This window comes from Ruminococcus sp. NK3A76 (assembly GCF_000686125.1).
Lineage (GTDB): Bacteria > Bacillota > Clostridia > Oscillospirales > Ruminococcaceae > NK3A76.
On the sequence record NZ_JMMA01000002.1, the window covers coordinates 1756234 to 1769198 of the forward strand.

Genomic DNA, 12965 nt, shown 5'->3' on the forward strand with positions numbered 1-12965 from the left:
CCTTTTGCCTCACCGCACCATCTTTGTAGATCCGTGAAATTTATTATGACGTTTTAAGTATTTAGTTATCAGATGCCGTACTTGTCAACATCGTCCTGAGTTATAGTCGAAGCATCGAAGCCCTTCTCGTCCATAACTATGGTCTTCTGCTCGAGCTTCTCGCCCTTTTCGAGCTTGTCGATAACGTCCTTGATGTAAGAAGACTGGAAGGGGTTGCACTGACCGTCGTAGTTCCACTTCTGGTCAAGGAGTTCCTGAAGAGCCCACTTGTTGCAGTCAAAGCCCATAACTATAACGTCCTTGCCTACACCGTGAGAGATGTTAGCCTTATCAAGAGCAGCAACTGCGCCCTTAGCCATATCGTCGTTCTCAGCGTAGATTACGTTGAACTTCTTACCGGAGTCGATTACAGACTGTACGATCTGCTGAGCCTTTTCAGCGTTCCACTCACCTGTCTGCTGAGCAACGATCTCCCACTTGGAGGAGTCGTCAGAAGCAGCCTTGTCGAGAGCACCCGAACGTCCCTTCTGAGCAGCGGAGCCCATAGCACCCTGAATGTGGATAACCTCATACTTATCGAGGTTCTGACCCTTGAGCCAATCAACAGCTGTCTTGCCTTCCTTTTCCATATCGGAAACGATGGAAGCCTCATAGAGATCCTCACTTGCATCTATTGTACGGTCGAAGAGGATTACTCTTACGCCTGCAGCCTGTGCATCCTTAAGAACGCTGTCCCAGCCTGCTGTATCAGCAGCGGAGATGAGGAGATAATCAACCTCGTCCTGTATGAACTTCTGAGCAGCTGCTATCTGCTCGTCGTTCTTCATGCTGTATGCAAAGTCAGCATCATAGCCGTTAGCCTCAGAGAACGCTTCCTTAAGGTCCTTATCGTTAGCTGTACGGTAGCCGGACTCGTTAGGATCGTTATTGATGATACCTACCTTGATGGGGCCGTCAGAGCCGCCTGCACCGCTGTTGCCTGAACCGGAGCTGCTTGTATCGCCGCAGGCTGCGAACATAGCTGTGCAAAGAGCTGCTGTTGACATAACTGCAAGAATTTTCTTCATTTTCATAATTGTTTCCTCCCTGATATTATTTATCAAAGTTATTTGGGTTCTTCGTTTTTGTTTTCAAACGATGTGTTTAACTTGTACTTACATTATAGCGAAAAGGTGCGTACATTTCTACCTACATATTTACTATAAATGTTCAAAATATTACGATTGATTAAACACCGCTATATTTTCATGCCAAAAGCATCATAATATGCACGCTATGTACGGACATTTGCTACTCTTTGGAACTGTCTCGGTGTCTGGCCGGTGTACTTCTTGAATATCTGCCCGAAATACCTGTAATCCTGGAAGCCCACTTCAAAGGCTATCTCATATATCATCTTTGATGTACAGCAAAGCAGCTGCTTGGATTTGTCTATCCTGACCATATTGAGGTAGTTAGACAGGCACTGGCCGGTCTCCTTCTTGAAAAGAGCGCTGAAATATGTAGGACTTAGCCCCACCTCATGTGCTATGCTCTCAAGGGATATGTCATCACGCATATAGTTTGATTCGATATACTTCTTGGCATTTGAAACAACGCCGCATTTATTCGATCTTGCACGCTCGATGCGCCAGCTTATACACTGCTCTATCATTATGATAAGATATTTTTTCGTCGCCTCGACGGTAGAAAGCTGCTCCTCGATACTGTCTGCATCGCCGAGCAGCGATGTAAAACGCCCGTCGCTTATGCCAAGCTCGTTTGCAAAATTTCTGGCCATAATGTATATGTCCGTACAAACGTAGAGTCTGAGCACCATTGACTTGAACTGATCAAAATGTATGTCGTCGAGCATCTGCTCAAATTCTTCACGGCAGGTATCCGGACACCCGCTGCGAAGAAGGTTGTCTATCTTACCTGCATCAAGACGTGTTACACTCAAAAAATCATCTGATACCATAGTCTGTTTCACCGCATACACCCCCAACTATCATTCCACAAACGCCGTACTTATCACAGCTTTCTTACTGAATCCCTCACTATAAGCTCAGGCTCGAATATCTCGTCCTTACAGCTGATATCCTTATTCTCTATCATGCTTATGAGCATCTTGGCAGCGGTAGCGCCGAGCTTTTTGTGCGGATGATGCACACTTGTCAGCGGCACCTCACAAATTGATGCGTACCTCGAATCATCTATCCCCACAACAGACAGATCCTCGGGCACTCTTATCGCATTTTCCTTACAGAATTTCATAAGGTTTATTGCCACCATGTCGTTATAGCAGACAACGCCCGTTGTCCTGTCAAACAGCTCTAACAGTTTATCCTTGCCAAAGGTGAACATCTTGCTCTTATCGGCTGCAAGGAACCAGAAAACATTCTTCTCGGCATCACTTACATTATGCTCTAAGCAGCTCTGCATAAAACCGCTGTAGCGCTTATGCCCCTGGATATCATCGAGTGCAAAGATGCCTGCGATATCCCTGTGGCCGCAGTCAAACAGATGGTCTGTGACCTTTTTGCCGGCGATCGTATCGTCCATAGCCGCATAAGGAAAATCCGCCCACTGATACTTTGCATTGAAGAATACGAGCGGTATGCCGCTTGTTCTTATCTTGTTGTAAAGCTCGGTATTCGGGTTAGGCAGAGCGCTCTTTGAAGGCTCTACGATAAGGCCGCAAACACCTGAGGAAAGCATATTTTCAAGCGCCTGTGTTTCTTCAATCACCTGGTCGTGAGTGATAGACAGCTGCATTGTATAGCCCCTGTCGCCCAGCACACTTTCAATACCTGTAACTATATGCGGAAAAATATAATCGCTGAAATAGGTCGATATAACGCCCACGCTCTTTTTTGCAGGCGCTGCAGCCGCACCCGGAGCAGCTATGCCTGTTGCACGCTCGGTAACAAATGTGCCGCTGCCTCTAACACGGCTGATTATATTCTCACGCTCAAGCGTCATCATCGCCTGTCTTACAGTCTGTCTGCTGACACCGTGTATGGTACACAGCTCCTTTTCAGTGAGAAAACGGTCATCAGGCTTTAAGCCGTTGGTCTTTATATAGTCCTTTGCCCAGTCAACTATCGCCGTATATTTGAAGTTGTCCATATCTTCCCTCCTTTTTATGTGTTAAATTGTCTTGTAAGCACATATCATATGTGCCTTTGCGTACATCACGCATAATTTGTCTGTATTAGTTATGACAATTATAGCACAACAACTTTTATTTGTAAATACAACTTATCCCGATATTTAAAACTTTGTTCACACAAACAAAATATCCGCTCCAATCTTGTGCAAATTTTACAAATAAAGTTCAGTATCTTTACAAGTTAATATCAAAAACATTGAAATAGTCTGCCAAATATGGTATAATGTGTTTAGCCAAATAATAACACCCTTATATTTCCCGGGTGATATAAAGGAGGACACTATGGATCTTCAGGAATTTGCTGATAGTATTGCTTACGGTGCAAGCATTTATTCTTTTGAGATACTCCCCGACGGCAGCTTCGGTGAGATAATGATAACGGCTGCAAACGACGGCTTCAAGGCTTTTTTTGCCATTAATCCGAATGCCCCGAAGTTTGAGCCCGGTATGCCTTACAGGAAGCTGTTTTACGATCCTAACTTTGAGAACTTCTGCTACCGCTGCGCATCAACTAACGAGCCGCTGTATTCTTATGTAAACGCTCACGGCGCATGGCTCAGCGGAATGTATTTTCCCATTGCATCTGATAAGGAAAATATCGTAAACTGCTGCTACATACTTAAGATATCCAAAGAAGTCGAGACAGATGAGCTTTCAAAGCGCTCGGCAGAGATTGGCGCAGATGTACTTAACATGAGCATAAAGCTGCACAAAAAGCAGGATTTCATCCAGTCGATAGCAGATGCTGTAAGTGATATCAAGAAGATCTGCTCATCACAGAAGTGTTCGATCGTGCTCGTTGACAAAAGCAAGCAGAGCTGCACGTTTATCAATGAGGACGGCAAGAATGATGAATATATGATAAAGCTCGCCATTGAAATGGGAAGAACTCCATATGAAACGGCGGTAGCATGGGAGAAGTCTCTTGCAGGAAGCGACTGTCTGCTGCTTGATGATCTGAGTGTCGTAAAAGAACGTGACAAGCTCTGGTATGATTCGCTTGTATGCAACGGTATTGAAAGCATAGTGCTTTATGCCGTGAAGTTCAACAATGAGCTTGTAGGCTTTATATGGGCTGCAAATTTTGATGTTGCAAACATCATGAAGATAAAGGAAACTCTTGAACTCTCGACTTTCTTTATCGGTGCTGTTATAGCCAACCACCAGCTGCTTGACAAGCTCGAAACTATGAGTATGTATGATATGCTCACAGATGTCAAGAACCGCAACGCCATGAACAACCGCACGGACGTACTTGAAGCCGGATTTATTGGAGGTATCGGCATCGTAGTTACCGACCTCAACGGTCTTAAAGAGGTCAACGACCGTCTTGGCCACACTGCCGGCGACAAGCTGCTGATAAAAGCCGCTTCGCTTATAAAGGCGACCTTTGGCGACTGTGAGATATACCGTGCAGGCGGTGACGAATTCGTTATCCTCTGCCCTGACATAACCGAGGATGAGCTTGAACGCCGCACAGAGGAGCTGCGCTCGCTTACATCCCAGACACCTGACGTAAGGATAGCTATCGGCTCACATTACTGCACCGGAAGCGCTGATATACGCCGTTCCATGCAGATAGCCGATAAAAAGATGTATGCTGACAAGCAGCTTTACTACCGTCAGCACCCTGACAAGCGCCGCAAGGACGCACAGGGGCTATAAAAAACACGAGCCTGCACCGGAAAAGATGCAGGCTCTAATAATGGAGTTGAACTAATGGACATTCAGGTGATACGGGCTGCTGAGACATGGCAGCAGGCAGGAGCATACTATGTACGCATACAGGGCATGGCCAGACAGCACGGCATAACGCTCAGGCAGGAGTTTGACGAGCACGACACGCCCGACACAAAATACATCGTGCTGACTGATGACAGCTTCCCCGTTGCGACCTGCCGGTTATATAGGCTGAATGAGAGCAGCGCCATGATAGGGCGTGTGGTAGTGCTTCCCGAATACAGGGGCAGGCAGCTCGGCAGGCGTGTTATCAATGAAGCCGAGGCATGGCTGAGAGAGCTTGGGATAAAGCGTGCCGTTGTCGAGAGCCGTGATGTTGCGGTAGGGTTTTACGAAAAGCTCGGCTACTGCGTTACCGACAAAAGCATTATCCACGGCGAAACATTTGACTGCATACACATGGAAAAGCAGCTTGTATAATGCTATACACATTTGATACTAAGGAGAGGACATCATGAACATTATAGATGCAATATCCGTAAACGAACAAAGCAGCATACGCATAGAAGCGGACAAGACGATATACTTTGACCCTTATCACATAAGCGGTGCACCGCATGATGCGGATATTATATTTATAACGCACGAGCATTACGACCATTTCTCGCCCGGCGATATATCAAAACTCGCAAACGACGGCACACATTTTGTCGCACCCAGAAGCATGGCAAGGAGCATAAGCGCTCTTAAGATACCAAGCGGTAAGCTGACACTTGTAAGCCCGGGTGAGAGCATTTCAGTCTGCGGCATAGTGGCAGAGGCTGTAGCTGCATACAATACAAAAAAGCCTTTCCACCCAAAGGGGAACGGCTGGGTAGGATATGTTGTGACAATTGACGGAGAGAGGATATACATCTGCGGAGATACAGATGACACGCCCGATGCAAGAGCTGTTAAGTGCGACATAGTATGTGTGCCGATAGGCGGAACATTTACTATGGACGCAGCTGCCGCCGCAGCATTTGTAAACGGACTAAAGCCAAAAGCTGCTATCCCCGTTCATTTCGGAACAGCCGTCGGCAGCCCTGCTGATGCTGACAGGTTTGAAGCTGCTGTCTTACCTGAGATAAGCGTCATAAGAAAAATAATACTCTGAAAGGGCAAAGGGGCTGTTGCAGCCCCATCTTTATTCTTACACAGCTATTATAACACTTATCATCACAGAATGCAAGTTATTTTTCAAGAAAATATCTATTTTTTAAATATATTTATTTAAACAGGGAATAACTGTAAATCCATGCCCGAAGCTCCATATATATTGCATAATTATGCTTGACATAAAATGATAAAACTGTTATAATGTAATAAGTAAAGCAAGCGAAAGATATTCACTTTTTGCTCGTGAATATCTTAAAATTATAAACAAATGAAAGGAACATCTCGCTATGAGGATAGATTACAAAGCCGCAAAAAAGCTCGCCGATGATGCCGTTGCAGAAGCAAACAAAAACGGCAGTGACCCGTATCTCCCCGTGCTTGATTCAAAGCCGGAGATAAACAATTCGCTAAAGGTCGTAAAGCTCGGCCTTATCGAGCTGCCGCTCGACCGTATTATAGGCAACAAGGAGCAGGCAAGGAACAATGCCTTTGCAAACAACTTCATGCCGCTTTTTGAGGAAACGACAGAGTTTGCCGTGAAATGGTCAAACCTGTATGACTCGTTTATGCAGGAGGGCATAAGAGATGCCATAATCGTTTATGAGTACATGAACAATTACTATGTTCAGGAGGGCAACAAGCGTGTATCTGTTGCCAAATTCGGCGGAATGGAATTCATTCTTGCTGATGTAAGGCGTATCCTGCCCGAAAAGAGCAACACCAAGGAATACAAGCTCTACGCAGAGTATCTTGATTTCTACGACTCTACAAAGAATCCTTACATAGTTTTCAAGGAGGTCGGAGCATACAAGCGTCTTGCAAAGCTGCTCGACGAGGAACTGAGCTACGAGTGGGACTACAATGCTAAATCAGACCTAAAATCTGCTTTCTTCAAGTTTTGCAGATACTGCCGCACGACACTTAAGATAACCGACTCCCGTGAATTATCGGATGCATTCCTTATTTACATATCCATATTCCCTATCAAGACGATACTGCGTGATTCAGAGGAGCAGATAATCAAGAACATCAAAATGGCAAGCGCTGAGCTCACTACAGGCAAGAGCCTTTCGGAGACACTGCTGCTCGAATCCGTTCCTGAGGAGCCGCAGCAGACCGGGCAGAAGAACCTTATCTACAGGCTGTGGTCTGCAACAAAGGGCTACTCTGCAAATGCACCTCTGAAGGTCGGATTCATCTACGATGCAGACATAGAGGAATCACGTTGGATAGACAGCCACGAGGCAGGCAGGCTATATGTCGATGAGATGACGGGCAGCAACGTTGTTACAAAGGCTTACCAGTGCGGTAAAAACACCACCCTCGACACTATCGAAGCGGCTGTGAACGACGGCTGCAAGGTCATATTCACCGTGTCGCCCTCGATGATAGATGATTCTATCAAGGCTGCTATAAAGTTCACTGGAGTAAAGATACTCAACTGCTCGTTCGGAAACTCTGCTGCGACTGTTAGGTGCTATTACGGCAAGCTCTACGAAGCGGCTTTCCTTATGGGCATACTCGCTGCTGACAGGCTGCTCACCGATTTCCACACTGAATCAAAACGCCGCATAGGATATCTTTCAAGGAGCCACGACAACACAAGCGCAAGAATACTTAACGCCTTTGCGATAGGCGTATCACTTATAGACCCCGAATGCCGCATATCACTCAAATGCGACCGCCCGAATTCCCCTGAATACTACCGCAGAGAGTGGGATCATGAGGGCGTTAAGATGTTTGCTGACTTTGACTACTCAAACAACCAGGACATAGCAGGTCGTGCAGGTCTTTTCATCATTAAGGACGGCAAGGATGTGCGTCTCGGAAAGCCTTTCTTCAACTGGGGCAAGTACTATGTTCAGATAGTACAGTCGGTACTCTCAGGTATGTGGGATATCAACGAGAAGAACAAGACGCAGAATGCTGCGAACTACTGGTTCGGACTTTCGACCGGTGTGGTTGACATTCTCGTATCAGACCTCCCCTACCAGACAAACAAGCTGTTGTCATTTATGAAAAATGCGATAATCAACGGAAACATCGATCCATTCTCAGGTGAGCTGCACAGCCAGGACGGAATGGTGATCCAGCAGAACAATTCACCGAGCAGAAAAGTATCTGCTGAGCAGGAAAAAATGAAGACCTCAGACATCGCTGAGATAACATGGCTCAATGACAACATTGACGGTGAATTTACTTTCCGATACGCTTAACAAGCGAAGGAGAAGAATATGAAGATACTCATAATAGCCGATGAGGAATCAAAATCTCTATGGGATTTTTACACGCCGGAAAAGCTGGCAGGCGTTGACCTTATAATATCCTGCGGAGATCTCAAAGCAGAATACCTTGAATTCCTTGTGACTATGAGCACAGCCCGGCTGCTTTATGTACCCGGCAACCACGACACCAAATACACCACTCACCCTCCCGAGGGCTGCGAGAACATTGACGGCAAGGTATTCACCTTTGGCGGAATAAGGTTCTTCGGGCTCGGCGGCTCGATGAAATACGGTGTTGAGCCATATATGTACACCGAAAAGGAAATGCGCAAGAAGATATGGCATTCAAAGGTATCGCTGATAAACAACGCTGGCTTTGACGTTCTCGTGACACACTCGCCGGCAAGAGGATACGGCGACATGGACGATCTGCCGCACAAGGGCTTTGAATGCTTCAACGAGCTTATGGAGCGCTGCCGCCCGAAATATATGCTGCACGGCCATGTTCATGCCACATACGGAAGCCGTTTCAAGCGTGTTCTCAATCACCCGAGCGGCGCAAGGATAATAAACGGCTTTGAGAGATACATTCTCGAAATTGACGAGAACAACAAGGCTGATATGACAAAGCGTGAGATAATCACAAGACTTATTGGTGCGTTTCTATAGTCTGACAGACAGCAAAAACCACCGCTTTCATTTGGGGAAGCGGTGGCTTTTTAGTTATTCAGTTGTGATCATGCTCGCTTGTCAACATACGCCTTTGCGGCTTTGTAGTAAGCGTAGAGCGCCTTGACCATGTTCTTGTTGGCTGCTGACTGATTTGCATTATTTGCTATGGCTTCGCAGTAGTCGATGACGTTGTAGTTCTCGATGATTATTGCGTTTTCGCTGTCTGCTGTTTCTGAACCTTCAAATCCGTAAACAACTATCTTGCCGTTCTCCTTGTCAAGCTCATATGCAAGCTGCGGAGCAACGTCATAGTAATAGCCGGTCTTGTTCTTGGGAAGGTCTTTGAGTGCTAAGACTTTATCGCCGACCTGTATTTTCACAGCATTAAGCTCTGCGGTTGTAAGAGTTGTGGCAACTGTGAAATAGTGGCGGACAAATACATCGCTTGTAGTAATAACTGTTGAACCCTTGTATGTGACCTTTGCGCCCTGAGCAGCTATAGGTCTGACAAATGGTGTCTCGCTCTTGGGTGCTACATTTGAAACGTCTGTCAAGATTCCTTCCCCACTGTTTGCGAGCAGGGTTGTGTTGTTGCTGAGTGCCGTCTGAGTATAGCCGCCGTAGTTGAGCATTGCCTTAAGGACTTCTGCGCCGTCAAGGTTGGACTTTATTGCTGCCTCGGCATAATCCTTGATACTTCTTGTCTTTGTATCGACCGGCTTGTCAAGTGTCGGGAGATAGAGCTCAGCCTTGATGTCGATTGCCATTTCGGAAGCTGTCAGAGGCAGTCTAACTCTGTAATACTTGCCGTTCTTGTCTGACTTGTTGATAGGCTTCTTGACTGTGGTTGTTGTGCCATAGTGGTCGTATGTGAAGACTACATATGCGCCCTCGATAGAGTCAACATCAGTTGCTTCTACAAGGAAATTGAACTCTACCTTTTCCTTGAAGCTGACGGTATTTCCTGTTGAGAATTTTGCACCCTTGATAGTGTACTCAGCCGATTCGAGCTTTGAATAATGCGTCTCATCGCCGCTTGATGATACGGATACTCTGTAATCGCCCGGCTCTGTGGGAGCTGTATTTCCTAAGCATACACCGGCAGATGTGAAGTAAGTATATGTGAGCTTGCCGTAAGCAGTGCCGTTTATTGTGGGCTCGTGGGCTGTGCCGTCGTAGACATAATCGGGCATTGAAAGCGTCCATGTCTGCTCTGACTTATTGGTGACGGTCACAGTGCCGAGCTTTGTTGGTGCTACGGCGTTCCAGTCTGTGCCCTCGGCTATTTTGTACCAAACATAGTATGTGCCGGCAGCATCTGCTTTGATGTTGTCGTATGTTGTCCAGCTCTCGGCATCAGCGGCAGGGGCTGTGTCTGAGGTCGTAACAGCGTATTTTACGGCTGTAGCTTCGCCGAACCTGGGTGTGCCGGGGGGTGTGATAAGCGGTATTTCTGTGTCGTCATAATACTGGTCGCTTACAAGGACAGGGGCGGTGTTCCAGCTGTTATCAGCTTTGGTGATAGTTATCGTTGCCGAGCCGGTCACTGTGGTGTAGTTTGCCTTAGTGACCTTGTAATAAACCGTCTGTGCGCCGTTTGTTACACCTTGGAATGTAGGGTCAGTTGCAGAATAGTTCACTCCGTCAGTGCTGTAGGTAATAGTTGCCGCAACAGGAGCTGTGACAGTAATGCTGTGCGGGGCGCCGTCATACTGGCCTGTGAAGCCTGTGGCAGATATGCCTGTAAGTGATGCAGGTTTTATCGTCACCGGCACGCAAGCCGCCACGGACGCTTTCTCACCGTTGACCGCCTTATACCACACATAGTATATGTCTGCGTTTTTTCCTGAAGGGATAGTTGTGCTGTAAGTTCCGATAGCTGCTGTATCTGTACCGAGCGCATAGTATATCGTGCCGCTGCTTGCCGTGCCTGCGCTGACAAGTGCCTGTGCAGAGCCGGAGTAGGTCGGGTTTAATGCCGAGGGTGCTGTGGTAACTGTAGGGGCGGTCTGCGTGCTACCGTTCAGTGCTGCTTTTGCGGAATTGAAAGCAGTTTCGAGAGTTGTATATATTTCTTCTCCGTTCTGATCAAGTGAAGATGCATCATCATAAATACTATTCAAATAAACATCTGCGTTCATAATAGCAATATGCAAAGCGTTAAGCAGAGCTGCGCCGCCATTTACTTCATTTAAAGCCGTTGTATTTGAATCATCTGAATACCATTGATTTGCCGATGTGGATAAGGATCTAAGACCACTGGCAGTATGATTTGCAGCCTTAGCTACAATAGATGTATCCCACAGCGCATCTTCCCAGTTGACATTTGCCGGAACTGTACCGGCCACTATAGCAAATGCCAGCAGGCTGGCTGTCATTCGCTTACATGCATTGCCCATTGTTTCTCCCTCCTTGCTTTTTACCGATATTTATTATATTAGTATTATATCATAAAATCATGCATTTGTCTACTCTATTATATGAGCTTGATTGTAAATTCTTCCGTTTCTGCCCGATTTAACTACGTTTCGAGTGAGGGTTGGTAGAGAATATAAGCGTGAATGCTACTTTTTTTCTACCATTTTTTCTACCAAAATAACACGTTTTTTGATTTCTTTTTCTTGATTCCACTTTCGCTGATTATATTTGTAAGCACCAATTATCGAAGATTTCAATGCAGTCTTTTCCGATAAAACTGTATTTGAAAGGAAATAGTACGATGATTGATGCACTTTACAACTACCGCCAGGGTGAAATTCACTCTGCCGAGTTCTCTGTCGAGTAGGGCAAGCTCTGCATTCCGTTTGAAGATTCGCTGAGCGAGGAGCAGATTGATATATTCCACAAGATACTGGACTGCGTGAGCGAGACTGCCTCCGCTGAGATGAGAGCTGCCTACAAGGTCGGCTTCAAGGACGGTGCCGAGATGATGCGTGAGGTAATGGAGTAAACATACAAGTCTAACGATACAAAATAGAGCAGGGATACACGCTCCGATCATGGAGAATGTATCCCTGTTTTCTTAATTATTACTCTGAACCGATTGACGAAACAGTGAAAATATGGTATGATAATATAGGATATTAGTATTTACAGAAAGGCTGATATTATGGCAGGTAACAAAAGTCTAAATGCTGCTGCAAAAGCAAAGCAGGACGAGTTTTATAAGCAGCTCACGGATATTGAAAAGGAACTGCGTTACTATAAAAAGCATTTCAGGGGGAAAACAGTACTTTGCAACTGTGATGATCCCTATGAGAGTAATTTCTTCCGATATTTTGCAATGAATTTCAATTTCCTCGGTCTGAAGAAGCTGATAGCCACCTGTTACACGGGTTCTCCGATCGCAGTCGGCAGCTTTCTTTCTTTGATGCTGAGGAGGGTGAACCGAATCGCCCATACAAGGCTGTCATCACTACGGTATATGACAAGACAGGTGACGGTGGTGTGGATATGTTCGATGTGGCTGAACTGTTCCGCACGGGTGAGAATGAGCTGACGGAGCTTGAGGGTGACGGTGACTTCCGTTCGCCTGAGTGCCTTGCTCTGCTTGATGAAGCGGAAACCTTCCTCAGAACTTTGATACAATGCCCCGCACATGGAAGTGTAGAAAACGGCTTAAAACAAAGGCTTTCAGCAGATTTGAGTGTTCTGCTGAAAGCCGTCTTTTTTTATGTCTTGAAATGAGACTACGATCACAAGAGCTGTTTGAACCATCCTCCGCAGTCAAAATAAAAAGGTATAGGGAAAATAAAAATGTATATTCCGTTTCTTTACACACATTCTCAATATTTTCATTATTCTTGTAGTCATTTTAGAAATATCATCATGAAAACAATCAACGTAATCAGTACACTGATCATCATTGTGGGAGGATATATTGTTGCCGCAATAATCAGCCCTACTATCTTTACTACTAATTCAAGCACAAGAATTGTCATAACAATGGCAAGTACCGCATCAGTAAAGGCAGATAGTCTCTCCTTATCCATATTTCCCCCTGATCATTACCAATTTTCATACCTTTGACCGGTATTCAGTGATGTCATACTCTGCATTTCAGATTCAGACATCTC

At 45.8% G+C, this 12965-nt stretch carries 12 protein-coding genes and 1 pseudogene; 8 read left to right on the forward strand and 5 right to left on the reverse strand.

Annotated features, from left to right (window positions below; all coding sequences use genetic code 11):
• Nucleotides 1-68: 68 nt before the first annotated feature.
• From CD05_RS0108280 to CD05_RS0108290, 3 genes are all read right to left on the reverse strand, one after another.
• On the reverse strand, nt 69-1073 hold the full coding sequence (locus CD05_RS0108280) for an ABC transporter substrate-binding protein (RefSeq protein ID WP_028510122.1): 1005 nt from the start codon (nt 1071-1073) through the stop codon (nt 69-71).
• Between the two features lie 200 nt (nt 1074-1273).
• Entirely contained in the window at nt 1274-1972 is a 699-nt protein-coding gene (locus tag CD05_RS0108285) for a helix-turn-helix domain-containing protein (protein WP_156947357.1), read from the reverse strand.
• Between the two features lie 41 nt (nt 1973-2013).
• Complete coding sequence (locus CD05_RS0108290) at nt 2014-3111, reverse strand: GntR family transcriptional regulator (protein ID WP_028510124.1); 1098 nt, start codon at nt 3109-3111, stop codon at nt 2014-2016.
• A gap of 325 nt (nt 3112-3436) precedes the next feature.
• Between CD05_RS0108290 and CD05_RS0108295 the strand changes: the two genes are divergently transcribed.
• The 5 genes from CD05_RS0108295 (at nt 3437) to CD05_RS17925 (ending at nt 8886) form a co-directional block, all read left to right on the forward strand.
• On the forward strand, nt 3437-4819 hold the full coding sequence (locus CD05_RS0108295; protein ID WP_051588891.1) for a GGDEF domain-containing protein: 1383 nt from the start codon (nt 3437-3439) through the stop codon (nt 4817-4819).
• 54 nt (nt 4820-4873) lie between these two features.
• Nucleotides 4874-5314 carry a GNAT family N-acetyltransferase gene (locus CD05_RS0108300; protein WP_028510126.1) on the forward strand — a complete coding sequence of 147 codons (441 nt, stop codon included), beginning with the start codon at nt 4874-4876 and terminating at the stop codon, nt 5312-5314.
• A 34-nt stretch (nt 5315-5348) separates the two neighbouring features.
• Nucleotides 5349-5990 carry an MBL fold metallo-hydrolase gene (locus tag CD05_RS0108305; RefSeq protein WP_028510127.1) on the forward strand — a complete coding sequence of 214 codons (642 nt, stop codon included), beginning with the start codon at nt 5349-5351 and terminating at the stop codon, nt 5988-5990.
• A gap of 289 nt (nt 5991-6279) precedes the next feature.
• Entirely contained in the window at nt 6280-8208 is a 1929-nt protein-coding gene (locus tag CD05_RS0108310) for a hypothetical protein (protein WP_028510128.1), read from the forward strand.
• Nucleotides 8209-8226: 18 nt separating this feature from the next.
• Nucleotides 8227-8886, forward strand: a complete 660-nt coding sequence (locus CD05_RS17925) for a metallophosphoesterase (protein ID WP_051588892.1) — start codon at nt 8227-8229, stop codon at nt 8884-8886.
• Between the two features lie 68 nt (nt 8887-8954).
• Here CD05_RS17925 and CD05_RS0108320 read toward each other — a convergent pair whose 3' ends face one another.
• Nucleotides 8955-11288, reverse strand: coding sequence for a hypothetical protein (locus tag CD05_RS0108320; protein WP_028510129.1), 2334 nt, complete (start codon nt 11286-11288; stop codon nt 8955-8957).
• Nucleotides 11289-11608: 320 nt separating this feature from the next.
• Here CD05_RS0108320 and CD05_RS17930 point away from each other — a divergent pair.
• The 3 genes and pseudogenes from CD05_RS17930 to CD05_RS21330 all read left to right on the forward strand — a co-directional run bounded on the left by CD05_RS17930 (nt 11609) and on the right by CD05_RS21330 (nt 12576).
• Nucleotides 11609-11839: pseudogene (locus tag CD05_RS17930) on the forward strand (DUF6809 family protein).
• Between the two features lie 159 nt (nt 11840-11998).
• A complete protein-coding gene (locus tag CD05_RS21390) occupies nt 11999-12388 on the forward strand; it encodes an adenine-specific methyltransferase EcoRI family protein (protein ID WP_198021585.1) in 390 nt (129 codons plus the stop codon).
• A complete protein-coding gene (locus CD05_RS21330; RefSeq protein ID WP_278244787.1) occupies nt 12301-12576 on the forward strand; it encodes an adenine-specific methyltransferase EcoRI family protein in 276 nt (91 codons plus the stop codon). Before CD05_RS21390 ends, CD05_RS21330 begins: the two co-directional genes overlap by 88 nt.
• Nucleotides 12577-12698: 122 nt before the next feature.
• On the opposite strand, the gene CD05_RS17940 is transcribed toward CD05_RS21330, so the two are convergent.
• A complete protein-coding gene (locus CD05_RS17940) occupies nt 12699-12881 on the reverse strand; it encodes a TMEM175 family protein (protein ID WP_037322909.1) in 183 nt (60 codons plus the stop codon).
• Nucleotides 12882-12965: the final 84 nt, after the last annotated feature.